Source organism: Streptomyces sp. NBC_01003 (genome assembly GCF_045162695.1).
In the GTDB taxonomy this organism is placed as follows: Bacteria; Actinomycetota; Actinomycetes; order Streptomycetales; family Streptomycetaceae; genus Streptomyces.
The window spans coordinates 4,279,690-4,301,166 of the sequence record NZ_CP108707.1 but is presented as its reverse complement, the minus strand read 5'-3'; the positions used below and the strand labels follow the sequence as shown (position 1 = coordinate 4,301,166).

General features: G+C 69.3%; 21 protein-coding genes. 12 read left to right on the top strand and 9 right to left on the bottom strand.

The window, feature by feature from the left end; translation table 11 throughout:
* Nucleotides 1–107: 107 nt before the first annotated feature.
* Nucleotides 108–1,070: a hypothetical protein gene (locus OG698_RS19565; RefSeq protein WP_406104366.1), complete on the bottom strand. Its 963-nt coding sequence runs from the start codon at nt 1,068–1,070 to the stop codon at nt 108–110.
* A gap of 386 nt (nt 1,071–1,456) precedes the next feature.
* Here OG698_RS19565 and OG698_RS19560 point away from each other — a divergent pair, with 386 nt between their 5' ends.
* Both OG698_RS19560 and OG698_RS19555 read left to right on the top strand, forming a co-directional pair.
* Nucleotides 1,457–2,860, top strand: a complete 1,404-nt coding sequence (locus tag OG698_RS19560) for a glycosyltransferase family 39 protein (protein WP_406104365.1) — start codon at nt 1,457–1,459, stop codon at nt 2,858–2,860.
* Nucleotides 2,861–3,026: 166 nt separating this feature from the next.
* Complete coding sequence (locus OG698_RS19555) at nt 3,027–4,121, top strand: glycosyltransferase (RefSeq protein ID WP_406104364.1); 1,095 nt, start codon at nt 3,027–3,029, stop codon at nt 4,119–4,121.
* A gap of 115 nt (nt 4,122–4,236) precedes the next feature.
* Here the strand turns inward: OG698_RS19555 and OG698_RS19550 are convergent, their stop codons facing one another.
* Together OG698_RS19550 and OG698_RS19545 are read right to left on the bottom strand one after the other, a co-directional pair.
* On the bottom strand, nt 4,237–4,644 hold the full coding sequence (locus tag OG698_RS19550) for a hypothetical protein (RefSeq protein ID WP_406104362.1): 408 nt from the start codon (nt 4,642–4,644) through the stop codon (nt 4,237–4,239).
* A 94-nt stretch (nt 4,645–4,738) separates the two neighbouring features.
* Nucleotides 4,739–5,950, bottom strand: coding sequence for a pyridoxal phosphate-dependent aminotransferase (locus tag OG698_RS19545; RefSeq protein ID WP_100598258.1), 1,212 nt, complete (start codon nt 5,948–5,950; stop codon nt 4,739–4,741).
* Nucleotides 5,951–6,085: 135 nt separating this feature from the next.
* Between OG698_RS19545 and OG698_RS19540 the strand changes: the two genes are divergently transcribed.
* Together OG698_RS19540 and OG698_RS19535 are read left to right on the top strand one after the other, a co-directional pair.
* Nucleotides 6,086–6,760, top strand: a complete 675-nt coding sequence (locus OG698_RS19540; RefSeq protein WP_406104360.1) for a hypothetical protein — start codon at nt 6,086–6,088, stop codon at nt 6,758–6,760.
* Nucleotides 6,757–8,874: a bifunctional polysaccharide deacetylase/glycosyltransferase family 2 protein gene (locus tag OG698_RS19535; protein WP_406104359.1), complete on the top strand. Its 2,118-nt coding sequence runs from the start codon at nt 6,757–6,759 to the stop codon at nt 8,872–8,874. Before OG698_RS19540 ends, OG698_RS19535 begins: the two co-directional genes overlap by 4 nt.
* A 30-nt stretch (nt 8,875–8,904) precedes the next feature.
* On the opposite strand, the gene OG698_RS19530 is transcribed toward OG698_RS19535, so the two are convergent.
* Nucleotides 8,905–10,503, bottom strand: a complete 1,599-nt coding sequence (locus OG698_RS19530; RefSeq protein ID WP_406104358.1) for an amidohydrolase family protein — start codon at nt 10,501–10,503, stop codon at nt 8,905–8,907.
* Nucleotides 10,504–10,713: 210 nt separating this feature from the next.
* Complete coding sequence (locus OG698_RS19525; RefSeq protein WP_406104356.1) at nt 10,714–12,012, bottom strand: amino acid deaminase; 1,299 nt, start codon at nt 12,010–12,012, stop codon at nt 10,714–10,716.
* Between the two features lie 152 nt (nt 12,013–12,164).
* Between OG698_RS19525 and OG698_RS19520 the strand changes: the two genes are divergently transcribed.
* The 4 genes from OG698_RS19520 (at nt 12,165) to OG698_RS19505 (ending at nt 16,042) form a co-directional block, all read left to right on the top strand.
* A complete protein-coding gene (locus OG698_RS19520) occupies nt 12,165–13,223 on the top strand; it encodes a sugar kinase (protein ID WP_406104354.1) in 1,059 nt (352 codons plus the stop codon).
* On the top strand, nt 13,220–14,032 hold the full coding sequence (locus OG698_RS19515) for an IclR family transcriptional regulator (RefSeq protein ID WP_326774325.1): 813 nt from the start codon (nt 13,220–13,222) through the stop codon (nt 14,030–14,032). Before OG698_RS19520 ends, OG698_RS19515 begins: the two co-directional genes overlap by 4 nt.
* Nucleotides 14,029–14,439 (top strand): RidA family protein, encoded by a 411-nt coding sequence (locus OG698_RS19510; RefSeq protein ID WP_100598214.1) that lies wholly within the window; start codon nt 14,029–14,031, stop codon nt 14,437–14,439. The genes OG698_RS19515 and OG698_RS19510 overlap by 4 nt, the downstream gene beginning before the upstream one ends.
* Before the next feature lie 121 nt (nt 14,440–14,560).
* Nucleotides 14,561–16,042, top strand: coding sequence for a GntP family permease (locus OG698_RS19505; protein WP_406104352.1), 1,482 nt, complete (start codon nt 14,561–14,563; stop codon nt 16,040–16,042).
* Nucleotides 16,043–16,133: 91 nt separating this feature from the next.
* Here the strand turns inward: OG698_RS19505 and OG698_RS19500 are convergent, their stop codons facing one another.
* Nucleotides 16,134–16,508 (bottom strand): hypothetical protein, encoded by a 375-nt coding sequence (locus OG698_RS19500; RefSeq protein WP_406104351.1) that lies wholly within the window; start codon nt 16,506–16,508, stop codon nt 16,134–16,136.
* A 147-nt stretch (nt 16,509–16,655) separates the two neighbouring features.
* On the opposite strand from OG698_RS19500, the gene OG698_RS19495 reads away from it, so the two are divergent.
* Genes OG698_RS19495 through OG698_RS19485 form a run of 3 tightly spaced genes read left to right on the top strand, consistent with a single transcriptional unit; the run spans nt 16,656 to nt 19,302 of the window.
* Nucleotides 16,656–17,162, top strand: coding sequence for a hypothetical protein (locus OG698_RS19495; RefSeq protein WP_406104349.1), 507 nt, complete (start codon nt 16,656–16,658; stop codon nt 17,160–17,162).
* 60 nt (nt 17,163–17,222) lie between these two features.
* On the top strand, nt 17,223–18,575 hold the full coding sequence (locus tag OG698_RS19490) for an Nramp family divalent metal transporter (protein ID WP_406104348.1): 1,353 nt from the start codon (nt 17,223–17,225) through the stop codon (nt 18,573–18,575).
* A gap of 25 nt (nt 18,576–18,600) precedes the next feature.
* Entirely contained in the window at nt 18,601–19,302 is a 702-nt protein-coding gene (locus tag OG698_RS19485; RefSeq protein ID WP_406104347.1) for a hypothetical protein, read from the top strand.
* Here the strand turns inward: OG698_RS19485 and OG698_RS19480 are convergent.
* The 3 genes from OG698_RS19480 to OG698_RS19470 form a co-directional block, all read right to left on the bottom strand.
* Nucleotides 19,290–19,478 (bottom strand): hypothetical protein, encoded by a 189-nt coding sequence (locus tag OG698_RS19480; RefSeq protein ID WP_406111154.1) that lies wholly within the window; start codon nt 19,476–19,478, stop codon nt 19,290–19,292. The genes OG698_RS19485 and OG698_RS19480 overlap by 13 nt on opposite strands.
* Before the next feature lie 108 nt (nt 19,479–19,586).
* Nucleotides 19,587–19,778 (bottom strand): hypothetical protein, encoded by a 192-nt coding sequence (locus tag OG698_RS19475; RefSeq protein ID WP_406104345.1) that lies wholly within the window; start codon nt 19,776–19,778, stop codon nt 19,587–19,589.
* An 11-nt stretch (nt 19,779–19,789) separates the two neighbouring features.
* Nucleotides 19,790–20,641, bottom strand: a complete 852-nt coding sequence (locus OG698_RS19470) for a helix-turn-helix domain-containing protein (RefSeq protein ID WP_406104343.1) — start codon at nt 20,639–20,641, stop codon at nt 19,790–19,792.
* Between the two features lie 254 nt (nt 20,642–20,895).
* Between OG698_RS19470 and OG698_RS19465 the strand changes: the two genes are divergently transcribed.
* Nucleotides 20,896–21,399 (top strand): ATP-binding protein, encoded by a 504-nt coding sequence (locus tag OG698_RS19465; protein ID WP_406104342.1) that lies wholly within the window; start codon nt 20,896–20,898, stop codon nt 21,397–21,399.
* Nucleotides 21,400–21,477 lie beyond the last annotated feature (78 nt).

Here is a 21,477-nt window from a genome sequence, read left to right as displayed (position 1 = left end):
GAAGCGGCCGTCTCACGCAGGTGTGTCGTGCCCGGATGGTCCGGGCACGGACACGCTTCAGAGGGATCCCGACGAGTTCAGGGTCGCATCTGGCTCTTCGGGACAGGTCAGTTCAGCGGGGCGCCCTCGGGCAGTGGGCGCATGAACTTGGAGGCTCGGGTCGCTAGTGCCGCCGCCGGCGGCTCGATCTGGACCCAGCCTTCGTTCCAGATCCAGTTCTGACCGTTGGTGTCCCCGTGGGTCTGCCACACCTCGCCGCTCTGGGTGACGACCTTGATGTAGGCGTCGTTGCCTTGATCCTCAATGGCGATGGCGCAGGCACCGTCGGGGTAGTCGGCGTTGTCGGAGATGAGCTCCCAGTTGACCTCGTCGTCGGTGTCGTCCTCCGTGGCACCCCGCGGGTCCTGCTTCAAGGCGTAAGCATTGCCGTTGGGGAGAAGGACCGCGGAGAAGCCCTCGGTGTTCGAGGGGGCGTAGGAGTCGATGTCGGTGCACGGCCCGGTGTTGCCGGTGTTGCCGGTGTTCCCGGTGTTGCCGGTGTTCCCGGTGTTCCCGGTGTTCCCCGTGTCGCCGGTGTTCCCGGTGTTGCCGGTGTTCCCGGTGTTGCCGGTGTTCCCGGTGTCGCCGGTGTTCCCGGTGTTCCCGGTGTTCCCCGTGTCGCCGGTGTTGCCGGTGTTCCCCGTGTTCCCGGTGTTGCCGGTGTTGCCGGTGTCGCCGGTGTTCCCGGTGTTACCCGTGTCGCCGGTGTTGCCCGTGTTGCCGGTGTCCCCGGTGTTGCCCGTGTTCCCGGTGTTACCGGTGTCTCCCTTGGGGCCCTTGCACTTGTCCTTGTCCTTGTCGCCGTAGCCAAGGACACCGGGGGCACCGTAGCGGTCCTCCTTGTCCTTACACTTGTCGCCGCCCTGCGCTCCCGCCTGGGCCACTCCGGCCGTCTGCGACGTCGCGGCGAGAGCCGGGCTGGTGAAGCCGAGCACCACGACGGCCAGCGATGCCACCGCACCGCCGGCGATCCACCTACCGCGCCGGGGAAGCGGGCCCAGCTTGGATTGGGTCCCGTTTTCAGGACTCATCTGTTTTACTCCTTGGGGAACCTGTGTGTTTTTTCCGGAAGCTCTTTTGAGCCCCTCGGGATCTTCGACAGTGAGCGCAATGCGGTTAAGCGGTACGCAAAGCGATCAACACAATGGCTCAGCATGAGTAACCCGTAAGAGATCCATTGGTGTGCAGTGCCTACGCTGGTCGGTGAAAGACTTGGATTATCGGTTTGGGCCGACGCCGTGCCTGAGGGCCGATCAGGCGAATGACGGGTTTCTTTGTCCGTGGCTGTGCCGTGCGGCCATGCGGCGGCTCTAAAACTGTTTCCGTGACAACCCTTACCAGCCCTGTTCAGAACGCAGAGACTCAGCCGGAGACCACGAGGCGGAAACGACCCCTTGGGGCATCTGTCGGTCTATGGATGTGGCCGGCACTGACCACGCTGGCGATCGTGTTCCTCCGGATCGACGGCCCTCAGCTGGGCACCGATGAGCTCGTCACCTCGGATGTGGGCCGTCGCAGCCTGGGCCAGACTCTGGCGATGCTGCAGAACGTCGACGCGGTGCATGCCACGTACTACGTTCTGATGCACGGGTGGATGGCCGTCTTCGGCTACTCGGAGACAGCCATGCGCATGCCCTCGGCGCTGGCCATGAGCGGAACAGCGGCTCTGGTGGCATTGATCGGGCGCAGGCTCTTCGACCCGCGTGCCGGGATGTGCGGCGGGTTGCTCTTCGCCCTGATTCCCGTCGTGAGCCGGTTCGGTCAGGAGGCTCGCAGTTACGCCCTCGTGGTCCTGGCCGCGACCTTGGCGACGTTCCTGCTGCTCCGTGCCCTCGATGCCCCCAGGCGCTGGTGGCGTTGGGCGGGGTACGCCCTGTGTGTGGCGGTCGTCGGGCTGCTGCACCTGATCGCGCTGACCGTTCTGGCGGGGCACTTCGCCGTGGTCGTCCACCGATCCCGGCAGGAGGGCGGCGTCCTGTGGCGCTTCTGCCTCGCGGCTCTGGCCGGTGCGGCAGGTGTGATCCCGGTGGTCGTGCTGGGCACGTCGCAGGCGTCCCGTCAGCTTTTCTGGGTTCCCGAGCCGGACCTGTGGGGCCTGGCCGATTTCTGGCCCCAGTTGTTCACCTCCGGCCTGTGTGCCGGAGTGGTGATGACGCTGGCCGCCATGGCAGGGAAGGAGCGCCGCGATGCCCTTCTGCTGTGCTTCACCGTGGCCCTGCTGCCTCCTTTCGTGTTGTGGGCGGCGTCCCACGGGGATGTCTCCTACTTCCGTTTTCAGTACGCCCTGTTCACGGTGCCGGTCTGGACGGTCCTGGCGGGGGCCGGCCTTGCCCGGGCGGCGCGGTCCTGGCTGACGGTTGCCGTGGTTCTGACCGTGGTCGGTCTGCTCGTGCTGCCCGACCAGCGCAGGATGAGAGGGGAATTCGAACACGATGTCCCGCACAATGCGGACTATAAGGCAGCCGCGCGGACCATCGAAAAGTATTACCGCTCCGGGGATGCGGCGGTCTATGTCAAGGGAGCTCCGTGGATGCTCGACCAGGGAGTTCGTTACTATCTTCGACCCGGTCTGAAGCCGCGGGAAGTGTTCGTCGCCAAACCGGCGGCCGAGAACAACGAACTGTTTCCGGTTTATTGTCCGGCGCCGGTCACGTGCTTGAGAGGTGAGAGTCGAATCTGGGTGGTGGTGCCGGGCAATGATCCGGATCCCTTGAATGCGGTCCCCGCGGATCAGGCCAGGGCGCTGCGTGCGCAGTACGCCACCTCCGGGACGGTCCCCCTCAGTGGTCTGACTGTCGCGCTGCTGGAGCGTAAGCGATAGAGCCCGATCCTGCGCCGTGTCGCCGCGGGAAGAGTTTCAAGAGCCCCGCCCTGCGTCAACTCGGCGCGCCTGCCTGGCCAGTGTTGTGCAGTCAGATGCCTATCCGTTTTGGTGATTTACCTCAAAGAGCAGGATGAAGCCTGTGAAATCAACGATCTGCTTGAACATGATCGTCAAGAACGAGGCCCATGTCATCCGCCGCTGCCTCGAATCCGTGCGCCCTTTGATCGACACCTGGGTCATCCTGGACACGGGCTCGACCGACGGCACCCAGGACGTCATCCGTGACGTCTTCAGCGATCTGCCCGGCACCCTGTACGAGAGTCCCTGGAAGGGATACGACGGGAGCCGCAGCGAGGCGATCGACCTGGCACGCTCCGAAGCCGACTATCTGCTGTTCATCGACGCCGACGACCTGATGGAGGTGGAGCCCGGCTTTCGCATGCCGGAGCTGACTCACGACGCCTACCATGTCGCACTGCACAGCGGGACACTCATCCACTGGCGCCAGGCTCTGGTCTCGACTCGGCTGCCCTGGCGCTATGTCGGCGTCCTGCACGAGTACATCGAGTGCGGAACGTCGCACAGCCTCGGGACGTTCAAGGGCGCCAACATCCTCTCGGTGGGGGGCGGCGCACGCCTGAAGGAGGAAGGCCAGCGGAAGAAGTACCTGCGGGACGCCAAGATCCTTCAGAAGGGCCTGATCAAGGAACCCGACAACTCCCGCTACGTCTTCTACCTCGCCCAGAGCTGGCGCGATGCCGGAGAGCCGAAAAAGTCACTCGTCGCCTACGACCGCCGGGCACGCATGGGCGGCTACGCCGAGGAAGTCTTCTGTGCGCACCTCTACGCCGCACGGCTCGCGGCAGAGATCGGCCGCCCGCCGGCTCAGGTGATCGACCGCTACCTCCGCGCGTACGAGAGCCGTCCCTCGCGCGGCGCCGAAGCCCTCGGTGGACTCGCACGCTATTGCCGCATGAACGGCGAGCGCTGGCCACTTGCGTACATGTTCGCGCGGCAGGCAGCGCAGATTCCGTACCCGAAAGACACTTTGTTCGTCGAGTTCGAATGGTACGAGTGGCACGCACTCGACGAACTCGCCGTAGCCGCCTACTGGATCGGAGAATATGAGGAGTCGGCGAACTGCAGCCAACGCCTCCTCGAGAGTGGCAAAGTGCCCCCCGATCACCTCGACCGGGTGACCCGCAACCTCGAATCGTCACGAGAGAAGCTGGGTTCGAGGGAACTCGTGGACGCCTGACGGATCCGGCGGCTCCGCCTCGCGGCCGGCGCCTGCGGGCGAGCCGGCGGCCGCCAGGTGCGGTACATGAATGGCACCCGGTCCGCGCACCTCCCCGGCCCGCGGACCGGGGCCGTCAGAGGGCGCCGACCAGTCGAGCGGGTGCGGCGGGGGTGGTGGCAGCGGTGATCGCGGCCGTGTGCGCGTCCATTTGCTCGGCCGCGAGGATCGCGGCCGCCGTGTCGGCGCGGGACGCGGCCACCACCAGTGCGCGGCCCGCGAGGGCGTGAGCGCGGCGGTGGAGCGCGAGTGCGGGTGCGTCGGTTCGGCCGGTGTGCCGGGCGGGCGGCGTGCCGCGCAGCCGGGCGACCTGGTCGGCGATGCGGTCACCCACCTCGCCCAGGCCGAGCTCGTCGGTGACCGCGAGCAGGGCGGCCAGGTGCCCCGCGAGCTGGATGTCGAGCTCCTCCTCGCGGGAGCGGTGCGGGAAGTCGCCGGGGTCGGCCATGGCATGGACCGACTTGGTGCGGATCGGCTCGTACATGGAATGGCCTCCAGGCTGGTAGCTTGAAGACCATCCTAGCTTAGATTCAGTCTAAAGTTGAGTCTTGTCCCCGAAGGGGGCGCTCAGGCGGTCCTCACGGCTGGCTGTAGCCGTCCAGGAAGCGGCCGATGCGGGTCACTGCCTCCGTGAGCTGGCCGACCGTCGGCAGCGTGACCACCCGGAAGTGATCCGGCTCCGGCCAGTTGAACCCCGTACCGTGCACGACCATGATCTTCTCGGCGCGCAGCAGGTCGAGGACCATCTGCCGGTCGTCCTTGACCTTGAACACCTTCGGGTCGAGCCGCGGGAAGAGGTACAGCGCGCCCTTCGGCTTCACGCACGTCACGCCCGGGATCTGCGTCAGCAGCTCGTACGCGGTGTCCCGCTGCTCCTTCAGACGGCCGCCGGGGAGCACCAGGTCGTTGATCGTCTGGCGTCCGCTGAGCGCCGCGACGACGCCGTGCTGGCCCGGCATGTTCGCGCACAGGCGCATGTTCGCCAGGATCGTGAGGCCCTCGATGTACGAGTCGGCGTGCGCGCGCGGCCCGGAGATCGCCATCCAGCCCACGCGGTAGCCGGCCACCCGGTACGCCTTCGACATGCCGTTGAAGGTGAGGGTCAGCAGGTCCGGGGCGATGGCGGCGGTCGGCGTGTGCGTCGCGCCGTCGTAGAGGATCTTGTCGTAGATCTCGTCCGAGCAGACCAGGAGGTTGTGGCGGCGGGCGATGTCGGTGAGGCCGCGCAGCATGTCGTCGCTGTAGACGGCGCCCGTCGGGTTGTTCGGGTTGATGATCACGATCGCCTTGGTGCGGTCGGTGATCTTCCGCTCCACGTCGGCGAGATCGGGCATCCAGTCGGACTGCTCGTCGCAGCGGTAGTGCACGGCGGTGCCGCCGGAGAGAGAGACCGCGGCCGTCCACAGGGGGTAGTCCGGCGCCGGGACGAGGACCTCGTCCCCGTCGTCGAGCAGGCCCTGCATCGCCATCACGATCAGCTCGGAGACGCCGTTGCCGATGAAGACGTTCTCGACGTCCGTCTCCACGCCCAGGGTCTGGTAGTGCATCATCACCGCGCGGCGGGCCGCGAGCAGGCCCTTCGCGTCCCCGTAGCCGTGCGCGTCGCCGAGGTTGCGGAGCATGTCCTCGAGGATCTCGGGCGGGCACTCGAAGCCGAAGGCGGCCGGGTTGCCGGTGTTGAGTTTGAGGATGCGGTGGCCTGCTGTCTCCAGACGCATCGCCTCCTCGAGCACCGGGCCCCGGATCTCGTAACAGACATTGGCGAGCTTCGTCGACTGGATCACCTGCATATCCGTGAGCTTACGGCCGGGTATGGCGGGGCGCTCCGTGTTTTCGGCCACGTGGGGCATCACGAGCGGGTCGCTTTGGGTCGATATCGCCGCCGGCTACGCACGAAGCCCCCCGACTCTCTACACTGCGCCCCCATGTCTTGGCAGCACCCCCAGCACGGCGAAGCGCCGCGGGTCTACGGCGTGTACGACGCGGAGGCCACGACGGGCGTGTACGAGCAGTACGCGGATCCGGCCGCGGCGCACGGCTGGTACGAGGAACAACCGCCCCTCGCGTACGCGGACGCGCCCGACGACCTCATATCCACGGCGCCCATCGCCACAGTCGGCGCCCCCGACGCGGACGAGGACGGCGCGATCTTCGTCGACGGCTCCGGGCGAAGACGGCGGCACATGCGGCGTGCCGCCATCGGGATCGGCGCGGGCTGCGTCGTGTTCCTCGGTGTCGTGATCGCCGGGCTGTTCGGCTCCGGCCCGTCCGGCGGACCGCTGCCCTGGGGCCACAAGGACGACACGAAGGCGCCTCGCGCCGAGCACTCGCCGTCCTCGTCGCCCACCGCGCGCCCCGGCACCTCCGTACAGCCCGAGGACCCCACGGCCACCGCCCCGTCCTCCTCCGCGAGCCCCGGGTCCACCAAGGGCGACGGCGAACCGTCGGACAAGACCACGTCTGAACCCGCAACGAGTTCGGCGCCCACGACCACGGCGCCCACGACCACGGCGCCCTCCACCACCGCGCCGGCCAAGGGGAACGCCACGGACAACCCGGGGCGTGGTCACGGCACGGGATCGACCAAGGGGCCCAAGTGACCCGAGCCACCCGCCCGGCCCCCTCCCCCCACCGCTCCCCAGGCCCCAGCCGGCGCAAGCAGCGCGAACCCCGCGCCCACTGGGTGCTGCTCCTGCTGACCCTCGTGGTCGCCGCCACCGCGCTGCTGTTCGGCGGCTACGGGCGGCACGAGATAGCCGCCACGGACCCGCCGTCCGGGGTCTGCGAGAAGGCGCCCGCCAACCTCTTCACGGGCGGGCCCATCATCAGCATGGACCCCAAGACCGGCGGCGTCTCCGCCTCCCGGATACCCGCGGGCCAGGTCGCCCTCACCTACGACGGCGGCCCCGACCCGGCCTGGACCCCGCGCCTGCTCGACGTCCTGAAGAAGCACCACGCCAAGGCCACCTTCTTCCTCACCGGCACCGACGCGGCCGCCCACCCCGGCCTCGTACGCCGCATCCGCGACGAGGGCCACCAGATCGGCTCGCACACCTACAGCGACGCCAACCTCGCCGGGCTCTCGGCCCCGCGCGCCGGCCTCGAACTCGCCCTCACCCAGAACGTCCTCGCCGGCAGCGCGGGCGTCGGCACCCATCTGCTGCGCCTGCCGCACACCTCCACCACCGCGAAGCTCTGCGACGACCAGTGGCAGGCCGCGCGCGACGCGATCGTCGACGGCTATGTCGTGGTCGCCGCCGACGGCCCAGGGCGCGGCCTCAAGGACGGCGCCGTGCGCCAGTTCACCGGCTCCGCGGCTGCCGTGCGCGACACCGAGCGGATCTTCGCGAGCCCACTGGGCCACGTACGGTTCACGACCGTCGGTGAGGGACTCGGGCTGAGCGGCGCCACCTACCCCGTGTCCACGTTCGCCGAGGTGCGCGGCGCCGCCGTCGTCTGGGCGCAGGCCGCCTCACGCGCCTTCGTCGGCGCGATGACCTGGCTGATGGTCGCCGCCGGAGTGATCACCGTGGCCCGCCTGGTGCTCCTGCTCACCATCGCGCGCGTGCATGTGGGCCGGGTCAGGAAGAAGCGGCGCAGGGGCCGCCGCCCGCCGCCCGTCACCGAGCCGGTCACCGTGATCGTCCCCGCCTACAACGAGGAGGCGGGTATCGAGGCGACCCTGCGGTCCCTGCTCGCCTCCACGCACACGTACGTCCAGATCATCGTCGTCGACGACGGGTCGAGCGACCGCACCTTCGAGATCGCCGAGTCGGTGCACGCGCTCGACCGGCGCGTGATGGTGGTCCGTCAGGACAACGCCGGCAAGGCGGCGGCCCTCAATACCGGTCTGTCCTGGGCGCAGTTCGACCTCGTGGTGATGATCGACGGCGACACGGTCTTCGAACCGGACGCGATCGAGCGGCTCATCCAGCCGTTCGCCGACCCGCGCGTCGGCGCCGTCAGCGGCAACACCAAGGTCGGCAACCGGCACGGGGTCCTCGGCCGCTGGCAGCACCTCGAGTACGTCATCGGCTTCAACCTCGACCGCCGCATGTTCGACGTCCTCGAGTGCATGCCGACCGTGCCCGGCGCGATCGGCGCCTTCCGCCGCGAGGCGCTCGCCGGCGTCGGAGGCGTCAGCGAGGACACTCTCGCCGAGGACACCGACCTCACCATGGCGCTGTGCCGGGCCGGCTGGCGCGTCGTGTACGAGGAGTCCGCGATCGCCTGGACCGAGGTGCCCGCGAGCGTGCAGCAGCTGTGGAAGCAGCGCTACCGCTGGTGCTACGGCACGCTCCAGGCGATGTGGAAGCACCGCAGGGCCCCGGTCGAGGGCGGGCAGGCGGGCAAGTTCGGCCGCCGCGGCCTGATGTATCTGCTCGTCTTCCAGACTCTCCTGCCGCTCCTCGCGCCGCTCGTCGACGTGTTCGCGCTGTACGGGCTGCTGTTCCAGGACGCGGGGCAGGCGGCCGCCGTCTGGCTCGGCTTCACCGCCGTCCAGGTCTTCGGCGCCGTCTACGCGCTGCGGCTCGACAAGGAGAGGTTCGAGCCGCTGTGGACGCTGCCGCTGCAGATCTTCGTCTGCCGCCAGCTCATGTACCTCGTCGTCGTGCACTCGGTGTGGACCGCGCTGCTCGGCAGCCGGCTGCGCTGGCAGCGGATGCAGCGCGCCGGAACGGCGACCGAGACCCTGGACCGTCAGCCCGCCTGACGTGCCGTGCACGCCCTCGGGCGCGGGCACTCACGCTGTGCGTCGCACCGCCCGCCCCGCGAGCACATCCGTGCGGCGTCCGTCCTCCATCACGAACTTCCCGTCGATCAGAACGTGCGGGATGCCCACGGGGAGCGTGCGCGGCGCCTCGAACGTGGAGCCCGCCGCGACCGTCTCCGGGTCGAAGAGGACCAGATCGGCGCGGTAGCCCTCGCGGACCAGGCCGCGGTCGGCCAGGCGAAGCCGGGCCGCGGGACGCGACGTGAGGTGGGCGACCGTCTCCTCCAGCGACATGATGCCGAGCTCGCGCGCGTAGCGGCCCAGGTAGTGCGGGAACGTGCCGTACGCGCGCGGGTGGGGCTTGAAGCCCTGGAGGATGCCGTCGCTGCCGCCCGTGTGCACCGGGTGCTGCATGATCGCCCGGACGTTCTCCTCGTGGCCGACGTGCTGGAGGATCGTCGAGCCCAGCCTGTCGTTGATGAGCAGACGGCGCGCGGTCACCCACGGCTCCTCGCCGCGCATGTCGGCCGACTCCTGGACCGTCTTGCCGACGCAGGACGCGAGCCCCGGGTCGGACACGCCGGAGATCTCGATCGCGTCCCACTCGATGGGCACACCGTGGCAGCCGTCCGCCCCGATGACCTCCATGTGGTGCCGGATCTTCTCGGCGGTCGCGTCGTCCTGCAGCCGCTTCATGATCTCGTCGGGGCCGCCCTCGCTCGCCCAGCTCGGCAGCATCGCGACGAGCGTCGTGCTGCCCGGCGTGTACGGGTACGTGTCGAGCGAGATGTCGGCGCCGTCCGCGAGCGCCGCGTCGAGCAGGGTGATCAGCTCGGGCGCCTTGCCCTTGTTCACCCCGAAGTTCATGGTGGCGTGCGCGAGATGGAGCGGGCAGCCCGCCTCCCGGGTGAGCTCCACCATCTCCCGGTACGCGTCGAGCGCCCCGGCCCCGTACGAGCGGTGGTGCGGACAGTAGTAACCGTCGTACGAGGCCACGACCCGGCACAGCTCGGTGAGTTCGGCGTCCTTCGCGTACATGCCGGGCGTGTAGGTGAGGCCGGACGACATGCCGACGGCGCCCTGCTCCATGCCCTCGGCGACGAGCTGCCGCATGCGGTCGAGCTCCTCGGGCGTCGCGTCCCGGTCGTCCCAGCCCACCGCGTACATCCGTACGGTGCCCTGCGGGATCAGGTACGCGGCGTTGACCGCGATACCGCGGTCGAGGCGGTCCAGGTACTCACCGACCGTGCGCCAGTCGAAGTCGATGTCGGAACCGTCACCGTTCCAGCCGGTGATCGCGCGGCGGACCTCGGCGAGCGTGCGGTCGTCGACCGGCGCGTACGAGAGGCCGTCCTGGCCGAGGACTTCGAGCGTGACGCCCTGCGCGGCCTTCGCGCTGTGGTCGGGGTCGCGCAGCAGCGCCAGGTCGCTGTGGGCGTGCATGTCGATGAAGCCGGGGGACAGGGCGAGGCCGTGCGCTTCCAGCGTTTTCTGGGCCGAGGGGCGGGGGCCGCCGTCGCCCTCCCGGTGGATCGTGGTGACGCGGCCGTCCTGGATACCGACGTCGGCCAGGTAGGAGGCACCTCCGGTGCCGTCGATGACGCGCGCGTCGCGGATGACCAGGTCCATGGGGGGTGCCTCTCTTTGGTGCGGGGGTGCGGGGGTGCGGGTGCGTTGTGGCTGGTCGCGCAGTTCCCCGCGCCCCTGAAATGCACGCCCTGCGGGCGGCATTTCCCCGATGAAGGCTGAGCGGCGAAGCCGCAAGCCTTCAGGGGCGCGGGGCTGTGACATCAGCGGCTCCGCCGCGGGGCGCGACCAGCCCCCACCGGAGCCCGGCGCCTAGAAGAACGTCCGGACGTAGTCCACGACCGTGCCGTCCGCCTCGACGAGAGGAATCAGCTGCCACTTGTCGAAGGAAGTGCACGGGTGCGACAGGCCCATGCCGAGCCAGTCGCCCACCTCCAGGTCCTCGCCCCCCTCCGTACGCACCCAGCCGTGCTGGTCGGACAGCCCTGTCACCGTCACACCGGTGGCCTCGCGCACCTCGCCCGTACGGGCGTCCCGCACGACCTGCGCCTCGGGCAGGTCGAGGTCGTACGCCGCGTCGCGCTTGCCCGCGTTCGTGAACGCCTGCTCCGCCGTCGGGCGCGAGACGACCTGCGCCCACAGCCGGAACGCCGGGTGCAGGGCGCCCTCCTCGGGGATCCGGTTGAACGGCGTGAGGTGCTTGTAGTGGCCGTCGTCGTGCGACACGTACGCGCCCGAGCGCAGCAACTTCAGAACAGGAGCGGAGAGTTCGGGCAGTTCGGCGAACGCCTCGGCCACCGTGTCGAACCAGGCGCTGCCGCCCGCGCTGACCACGATCTCCTCCAGGTCCGCGAAGCGGTTCGCCTTGTCGAACTCGACGAGCAGCGCGGTCAGGCGGCGCATCCAGGCGCCCACGGTCTCGGGCGACGCGTCCGGCACCTCACCCTCATAACCGGCGACGCCGACCAGGCGCAGCGTGTCCGCCGCGGCGACGGCGTTCGCGATGTCGAAGCACTCGGCCTCGGTCCGCACGCCCGTGCGCGCGCCATCGCCCGCGCCCAGCTCCACGACCAGGTCGACCGGGCGCGTGGCCCCGGCCTCGGCGAGGGCGGCATCCATCAGCTCGACGGCGCGCACCGAGTCGATGTAACAGATGAAGCGAAAGTCGGGGTCGCGGTCGAGTTCGCCCGCGAGCCAGCGCAGGGCCGCCGGGTCGACGAGCTCGTTCGCGAGGAAGATCCGCTGGATGCCGAAGGCCCGGGCGACCCGCACCTGGTGCGGGACGGCGAGGGTGATGCCCCACGCGCCGTGCTCGATCTGGCGGTGGAAGAGCTGCGGCGCCATCGACGTCTTGCCGTGCGGCGCGAAGGCCAGGCCGTGGCGAGTGGCGTATGTCTCCATGAGCGCGAGGTTGTGCTCCAGGCGCTCGGCGGAGAGGGCGAGGACCGGGGTCGTGAAGCCGCCGGTGAAGAGGTTGCGGCGCTCGGCCGCGAGCTCGCCGACGGTCAGGCCTTCCGCGTCCGGGGGCAGCCCCTTGAAGCGGTGGTCGACCCGCTCGAGATCCAGATCCCTGAGCCGGGCTACGGCGTTGACGGCGCTGTCGGCGGCCATGGAGCCTCCTCATAAGAAGGCCGTTGCAAATAATGCAACGGTCATTGCGTATGTCGCTTACTGCTGTCTAACATCCGAGCCAACGCCGGGTCAACGGAGCTGTTGATCCCTTCCGGGCGCGAGCCCAGACCCCACGAGGAGCCCGAACCACCGTGACCGCCACCGGACCTGCCGCCCCCGCGCACCACGCACCCGTGGATGTCGTCACGCTCGGCGAGTCCATGGTCACCTTCGTGCCGTCCGTACCCGGGCGCCTCGCCGACGTACCGTCCTTCGACCGCGGTATCGGCGGAGCCGAGTCCAACGTGGCGTGCGTGCTCGCCGCCGCCGGACACACCGTCCGCTGGGTCAGCCGCGTCGGCGCCGACGGCTTCGGCGACCACCTGGTCGACACGATCGGCGCGTACGGCGTCGACACCTCCGCCGTACGCCGCGACCCCGCCCGCCCCACCGGCATCTACTTCCGCACCGCGGGCGACCGCGCCACTGACGCCCACGAGGTCGCCTACTACCGCGCCGGCTCCGCCGCCTCCGCGATGACCAGCCAGAACATGGACCTGGCCGCGATCCGCTGCGGCCGCGTCCTGCACCTGTCCGGGATCACGCCCGCGCTCTCGCCCGGCTGCCTCGACCTCACCGCGGACCTCACCGCCCGCATCCCCGCCGGCCGGCCCCTCGTCTCCTTCGACGTCAACCACCGCCCCGGCCTGTGGCCCCGCCCCGACGACGCCCGCGTCCTGCTCGACCTGGCCCGCGGCGCCGACCTCGTCTTCGTCGGCGAGGACGAGGCCGAGGACGCCTGGGGCATCACCGGCGGCCCCGACGCCATCCGCGCCGCCCTCCCCGAACCAGCGACGCTCGTCGTCAAGCGCGGCGCCGACGGAGCGGTCGCCTACGACGAACACGGCGTACGCCACGCCGAGCCCGCCCCCCGCGTGGACGTCGTCGCCGCGGTCGGCGCCGGCGATGCCTTCGCCGCCGGCTACCTCTCCGGCGCCCTGCGTGGCCTGCCCGTACCGGCCCGCCTGCGCCACGGCCACCTCATGGCCGCCGCCGCCCTCACCACCCCCGGCGACCTCGCCGCGCCCCCGAGCCGCGCCCACGCCGACCGCCTCGCCGACCTCGACGACGCCTCCTGGGGCACACTGCACCTCGGCCCCGGCTGGACCGCCGGCGACGCGAGGGCCGACGAGGAGGTACGTACGCCATGAGCCAGACAGTCGACCGAGCGCTGAGCATCCTGCCGCTGCTCGCCGAGGGCCCCGCCGACCTGGGCCAGGTCGCCGACCGCCTCGGCGTCCACAAGTCCACGGCCCTGCGCCTGCTGCGCACTCTCCACGAACACGGCCTGGTCTACCGCCAGTCCGACCAGCGCTACCGCCTCGGCGCGCGCCTGTTCGCCCTCGCCCAGGAAGCCGTCGAGAACCTCGACGTCCGCGAGATCGCCCACCCCCACCTGACCGCGCTCAACGAGAAGTGCGGCCACACGGTCCACCTCGCCGTGTACGAGGAGAACGAGGTCCTCTACATCGACAAGGTGGAGAGCCGCTACCCCGTCCGCATGTACTCGCGCATCGGGAAGCCGGTGGCCATCACGGTCGCCGCCGTCGCCAAGCTCCTCCTCGCCGACCTCCCCGAAGCCGAGCGCCGCGCCATCGCCGAGAAGCTCGACTACCCCACGTACACGGCCCGTTCGACCCCGAACGCCGGCGCCTTCCTCAAGGAACTCGCCGTCGTCCGCGAACAGGGCTGGGCCACCGACCTCGGCGGCCACGAGGAGTCCATCAACTGTGTCGGAGCACCCATCCGTGGTGCGGACGGCCGAGTCGTCGCCGCCATGTCGGTCTCCGCACCGAACGTGGTCGTCACGGCCGAGGAACTCCTCACCCTGCTCCCGCTGGTCCGCCGCACGGCCGACGCGATCAGCCGGGAGTACTCCGGAGCCGTACCCGTCTCCAAAGAGGCCCCCACCAAGGCCGCCGGCAAAGAAGCCCCCACGAAGGAAGTCACTTCACGATGACCGAGAAGACCGCGCTCACCCCCGCCACGCACACGACCCCGCCCGCGAAGTTCTCGCACGGCGTCAAGAAGGGCAACATCCTTCAGGTCGCGGGCCAGGTCGGCTTCCTGCCGGCTGTAGAGGGCCAGGCCCCCACCCCCGCGGGCCCGACCCTGCGCGAGCAGACCCTCCAGACCTTCGCCAACGTCAAGGCGATCCTCGAAGAGGGCGGCGCCACCTGGGACGACGTCATGATGATGCGCGTCTACCTCACCGACGTCGACCACTTCGCCGAGATGAACGCGATCTACAACGCGTACTTCGAGGAGCAGGGCCTCAAGGCCCCCGCCTCCGCCCGCACCACCGTCTACGTCGGTCTCCCCAAGGGTCTCCTCATCGAGATCGACGCGCTCGCCGTCCTGAGCTGACGCTTTCGCAACACCCGTAATCCGTACGTCGTCACGGTGCGGCGCCCACCCCCGGGCCGCCGCACCGCGATCCCCCCTGCCCTGATCCTGAAAGTTTCATGGAATTACGAGGTCCCCCCTCATGTCCCTCATACCGCTCGCCGCGACCGCCCCCGCCCCCGCGCCACCCCACACCGGTGGTCTCCTGACGATCATCGGTGGCACCACGGGCCTGCTCACCTGCGCAGCGCTCGGCATCATCCTTCTGCTCTTCCTGATCATCAAGGTCAGACTCCAGCCCTTCCTGGCCCTCCTGACGGTCTCCATAGCCGTCGGCCTCGCGGCCGGCCTCTCCGTCACCGAGCTGTTCGGCACCGTCCAGAAGTCCGACGCCGTCTCCCTCATCGAGTCCGGCATGGGCGGCACCCTCGGCCATGTGGCGATCATCATCGGACTCGGCACCATGCTCGGCGCGGTGCTCGAAGTCTCCGGCGGCGCCGAGGTGTTGGCGTCCCGCCTCCTGAACCTCTTCGGCGAGAAGCGCGCCCCCCTCGCCATGGGCCTCACCGGCCTCATCTTCGGCATCCCGGTCTTCTTCGACGTCGGCATCTTCGTCCTCGCGCCGATCGTCTACGCGGCCGCCAAGCGCGGCGGCAAGTCGATCGTCCTCTACGCCATGCCGCTGCTCGCCGGCCTGTCGATGACCCACGCGTTCCTGCCCCCGCACCCCGGCCCCGTCGCCGCCGCCGGACTGCTCCACGTGCAGCTCGGCTGGGTCATCCTCATGGGCATCATCTGCGGCATCCCCGCCGTGCTCGCCGCCTGGGCCTGGTCCGCGTGGATCGGCAAGCGCATCTTCGTGCCCGTGCCGCAGGACATGGTCGAGGCCGCCGACGAGGCGAAGGCCGCGCTCGTCGAGGAGCAGCGCAAGGCCGGCGTGAAGCCGACCGAGAAGCCGGTCCCGCTCGGCACCGTCCTGGCGATCATCGGCACCCCGCTCGTCCTGATCCTCCTGGCCACGTTCTCCTCGATCGCCCTCGACCCCTCCACGGTCCGCTCGGTCATCGAGTTCTTCGGTCACCCCTTCGTCGCCCTGACGATCGCCCTGCTCCTGGCCTACTACCTGCTCGGCATCCGCCGCGGCTGGTCCCGCAAGTCCCTGGAGACGGTGTCCACGGCTTCCCTGAAGCCGGTCGCCAACATCCTCCTGGTGGTCGGCGCGGGCGGCATCTTCGGCGCGGTCCTCAAGGGCAGCGGCGTCGCCCAGGCCCTCTCCGACACGTTCAACGACGTGGGCCTGCCCGTCATCGTCCTCGCCTACCTGATCTCCCTGGTCCTGCGCGTCGCCCAGGGCTCGGCCACGGTCGCGATCGTCACGACGGCCGGCATCGTCCTGCCCCTCATCGAGGCGGGCCACTACTCCCAGCCGTTCACGGCCCTCGTCATCATGGCCATCTCGGCGGGCTCCATCTTCGCCTCGCACGTCAACGACGGCGGCTTCTGGATGGTCGCGAAGTACTTCGGCATCTCGGAACGCGACACTCTCAAGACGTGGACGGTCCTGGAGTCGGTCCTGTCGGTGGCGGGCTTCGCGGTGGCGGCGGTGATCAGCCTGTTCGTCTAGGACGCGGGGCCGGCCTTCGTCCAGGACGCTGGCCGCGCACTGACTGCTGAGGCGTCGGGCCGGCGGAGGCATTCTCCGCCGGCCCGACGCCTCACTGTTTGAGGCCCGCGATCCCGGAACAGTCGTAACCCCCCGAGGGATCAGGCGCGTACACCCAGTAGAGCGCCACGAACTGCACGCACAGCAGCAACAGGGCAAGAACCGCGCACACGGTGACGGGCCGGGCACGCCCATGCCGAAACCCGTGCGCCACCAGCACGGCCACACTGCAGAGCGGCCCGGCCCAAGCCGTGACATACATCCGCGTCGAAGGCCCCAGATACCGGCAGTGCTGGAACGTGTCCCCGTCGAAGGACACGTGGGCGGCCAGCAGCGCGGCCGACAGGACCGTCAGTAGGACAGCGCCGGCAAGAAGGCCATTGCGTCGGCGGGACGTTGTGGTGAGGCTCATCGTTTCCATCACCACCAGTCAACTATCCATGCGTTCTCCGCGCTTCGCTCGGGCACTGTTGTCGCCGAACTCACCGGCACACAGGAGACGGCGCGCGGTGACGACGACGTTCCGCAGGGCTGAGGCTCCCGCCCCACAGGCTCGTCCGCCATACTTCGCTCCGTGGAGCAGCGCATAGACACTCAGAAGGTCACGCCCGTAGACGCCGCCGGAGCCGACCCGGCCTCCGTCCCCGGCCTCACGCCCCCGCGCCAGGCCCCGGAGACGGAGGAGAAGGCTCTGTCCCTGGAGAAGACGGAGCCGACGGAACCGGCGGAGGAGCTGGACACGGAGCCGGAACCGGAGCCCGCCGAGGACGTGGCCGACGCCCCGGCCGACGCCCCCTCCGCCGACCCGGCCGGCCCGGACTTCACCGCCTCCGACCGCCGCGGCTCGATCACCGCGGACGCGAGCGGCGTACGCCTCCGGCTCGACGACCAGGAGGCCGAGTTCCGCTGGGACGAGATCGGCGCGGTCGAGGTGGGCACGTCCCGGCGCCGCCTGACCGTCACGGTCCACACCCCGGACAGCCGCTGGTACCCGAACGACGTGGAGGCCCCGAACAAGGCGCGCGCCCAGGAGTGGGCGGATGAGCTCGACAAGGTCCTGGACGCGTACTTCGAGGACTGATCGGCACCAGTTCCCGCGGGCCCTCTTGCCCGTTGCCCCGCTTTACGCTTCCTTGACGGTATGGCGGACACCACAGGCACCACAGGACCGGGAACCGGCACCGCTCACCTCAACTCACAGCCACGCAAGTCGAGTTGGAAGTACATCGGTCCAGGCATCGTCGTCGCCGCGACGGGCGTCGGCGCCGGCGACCTGGTAGCCACCCTGATCGCGGGCAGCAACTTCGGCTACACGCTGCTCTGGGCGGCGGTGATCGGCTGCCTGGTCAAGATCAGCCTGGCGGAGGCTGCGGGCCGCTGGCACCTGTCGACGGGCCGCACCCTGTTCGACGGCTGGGCGAGCCTCGGCCGCTGGACGACGTACTTCTTCGTCGTCTACGTCGTCATCTGGGGCTTCGTCTACGGCGCGGCGGCGATGTCGTCGAGCGCACTTCCGCTCCAGGCCCTGTTCCCGGACGTGTTCCCGGCCGACTGGTCGATCAAGCCGTGGGCGATCCTCTGCGGCCTGATCGGTCTCGCCTTCGTCTGGTTCAACAAGTACGCGATCTTCGAAAAGGTCATGACGGTCCTCGTGGGCGTCATGTTCGTCGTCACGGTCTACCTGGCGATCAGGGTCACCCCGCACCTCGGCGACGCGTTCGCGGGCCTGCTCCCCGTACTCCCCGACGAGAAGGACTCGATCCTCAACACACTCGGCCTGATCGGCGGCGTCGGCGGCACCATCACCCTGGCCGCGTACGGCTATTGGGTCAACGCGAAGGGCTGGACGAACGCGCGCTGGATGAAGGTCATGCGCCTGGACAACCGGGTCGCGTACATCACGACGGGCATCTTCGTGGTCGCGATGCTGTTCGTCGGCGCGGAACTCCTCCACGCCTCGCACACATCGATCGCGGCGGGCGACAAGGGCCTGATCGACCTGACGTCGATCCTTGAGACCCAGTACGGCACGGCAACGGCCAAGCTCTTCCTGATCGGCTTCTTCGCCACGTCCTTCACGTCCCTGATCGGGGTGTGGCACGGGGTGAGCCTGATGTTCGCGGACTTCGTGGAGCGCTATCGCAGGTCGCGTGTCCGCGCGGACCGGGTGACGGTGACGGGCGAAGACGTGGCGACGGGCCGACGCGAGCGAGGCTGGCCGTTCCGCGCCTACCTCCTCTGGCTCACGTTCCCCCCGATCGTCCTCCTCTTCCAGGGCCAGCCGTTCCGCCTGATCATCCTGTACGGGGTCCTGGGCGCGGCCTTCATGCCCTTCCTGGCCCTGACCCTGATCTGGCTCCTCAACTCGTCCCGCACGCCCAGGGAATGGCGCAACAGCTGGCTGAGCAACGGAATGCTGGCGCTCGCGGGCCTGCTGTTCATCGTCCTGTGCGCCCAGCAGATCTGGGACCAGCCTTGGTCGGACTTCTTCTGACGAGCGTTCGCTAGGCTCCCGCGTCATGCCGAACATACGTGCATCGCGGCGTGCCGCCGACCGGTTGTGGGGGGTCTTCGGGGTTGCCCTCGGGGCCACGTTCGTCGTGTGGATGGTGTCCTGGCTCGTCACCGGGATCTCCGAGCAGGACGAGCGGTGCGCCCAGGGAATGGTCGGCCCGGGTGGCCGCTTCCGCCTGGAGGAGAGCAGCTTCCCGCCCGACGTGAGCTGCGTGTACGAGGACGGCACGACCCTCTCCAGCGCGGGCGCCCTCGTCTGGATCTTCTGGGCGGCGGTCGTGGTCCTGGCCGTGTCGGGCCTGGGCGCACTCGCCCTGGAACTCACCGGCGTCCGCGGCGCGAAGGCGGCGACCCGCCTGAGCAGGCTGGCGATCACCGGGGCTGCCGCACTGACCGCCGTCTACGCCCTCGCGTTCTTCACCACGGGCTCACCGAAGAGTGACCCCCTCCAGACCTGCTCGGCCTTCACCACGGGCATCTACGAACGGGCACAGTCGGTCCACCGCACACCGTTCCCCGCGCAGACGACGTGCGTCTACGCCGATGGCAAGACGTACGACCTGGTCCCGGGCTGGATGGGGACCCTGGAATGGACGCTGCTGGCGACGACGTTCGTGTGCGCGGCGGGGGCGGTACGGGCGGGCCGCTCCGCGGATGCGAGCGCAGGCGCCACTCCGCGAGTGACGGAGCCGGATCAGAGCAGGTGATCCGCCTTGCCGGCCTTGATGTCCAGGATCATCGCGCGGAGCGCCTCGTGGGAGTCGGTGAGATACGTTTCTTCGTCACCGGTGACGGTGATGTAGGCGTTGCCGTCGGGGTCGGTTCCTAGGCGGAAGCAGTTGGCGCCCTCGCCGCAGAAGGGGTCTTCCCAGGTGATGGTCATCGGCACGGTGACGTCTCCTAAGGGTGATTGGAGGATTTGGGCCGCTGGACGCCTTTGGTGGCGGGGGAGTGGTAGCCCAAATCGTCCACTTCCGTGCCGGCCATCGCGTCAGAGCAGGTGATCGGCCTTGCCGGCCTTGATGTCCAGGATGAGCGCGCGGAGCGCCTCGCGGGAGTCGGTGAGATACGTTTCTTCGTCACCGGTGACGGTGATGTAGGCGCCCCCGTCGGGGTCGGTTCCGAGGCGGAAGCAGCTTGCTCCCTCGCCGCAGAAGGGTTCTTCCCATGTGATGTCGGGCATCGGACTGCTCCTCACAGGTCGCGGGCGATGGCGTGGATGAAGTCGCGTGAGAGCGCGGGCGCCAGGGCGATGCGCTCCATCCAGTCCAAGTGGGCACGGTACTTGGCCAACTGCGCCTCTTCCCCTAGGAATTCCGGACCATGCGAGCTGTCCACCTGGACGGTGTCCAGTTGCGGTACGGGACCTTCGAGGTAGTTCACCGTCTGCCCGGCCCCGGGGAACGTGCCTGCGGTGAACGGAATGATCAGCAGTTGGACATTGGGTCGCTCGGAGACCATCAGGAGATGGTCGAGCTGTTCGCGGGCGACCTTGGGCCCGCCGAACTGCATGCGCAGCGCGGCCTCGTGGACGATGCCCACATACTCAGGGGCGTCGTCGCCGTCGAGAACCCCCTGCCTCTCGACGCGATAGGCGAGTCGTAGGGCCACCTCTTGCTCGGGCAACGGAGGCAGCACTGCCCGGAAGAGCTCTATGGCATGGGCGCTGGTCTGGAGCAGACCTGGGATGTGCGACGTGTGGGTGGTACGCATCCGGGCGGCGTACGACTCCAGCTCGGCGATGTTGAGGAGATCGGCGGACAGGGCGCCGCGATATCGCTCCCACCAACCACGACCGTTGGGACGGGCCATTTCGGCCAGCGCATCGACGTAGGCCGTGTCCGAGCAGTCGCAGTTGCAGGCGAGAGTGCGCAGCCTGTCGGCATTGATCGTGCGGATGCCGGTCTCGATGTTGGAGATCTTCGCCCGGTCCAGGCCGAGCAGCCCGGCGGCCTGCTCTGCCGTGACCCCGGCGGCCAACCGCATCTTGCGCAGCTCGCTGCCCAGGCGCTTCTGACGCTCCGTGGGCGTGGTCCTCGGTGGCATGCCACTCCTTCCGCGATGGTCGCCAGCAGTCTGCCGCTCCAAGCCGCCAAGTGGCCCTGTTCGGGTCAATTTCTCATGCAAGGTGGCAATGTAACCATCCAACGCTCTACGGTCAGTAATGAACAAGCTACACACGGCAGTTGGCAGTGCATCGCGCGAGCCTGCCCGCACGCTTCCTCCCTGGAAGGGTCGGGTTCGCGTCAGGGAGACGAGCCACCGACTGTTGCCCACTCCACCCCACAAGGGAGTTCGCCATGCCGGTCACCCTCTCCGCCTGCCCCGCGCACGCGGACCGCACGGCCCCCACGCCCGAGAACCTCACGTACAGCCTCACCCTCCCCTCCACGCTCACGTCACCCGCGATGGCCCGCGCAGCGACCCGCACGCTGCTCACGGCGCACGGACTGCGCGACATCCTGGACGCGGCGCTCCAGGCAACCGCCGAACTGACAGCAACGGCCTGCCAATTCACCGCCTCGCCCGAGATCTACGTATCGCTGCGCTATCGCGAGGACGCGCTGCGCCTGATCACGTACGACAGTCACCCGTGCCACACGAACGTCCGGGTCGCCGCGGCCTGCGAGGCCCGGCGCCGGGCGGCCCTACGTCTGCTGGCCTGCGTCACCCGTACCTGCGGGGGCGACTGGGGATTCGGTCCGGCACGTGAACCGGGCGGCGGTACGCGCATGTGGGCGGCGCTGCCGCGTACGAGCACGGCGTCGGCATACGGCGGGCCGGGTGTGGTCAGTCCGCGGTGAACATCTGGGCGGCGTGCCAGGAGAGGACTCCCTGTACGCCATGGGTGGTGATGGTCAGGTCCATGCGCCCGTCCCACC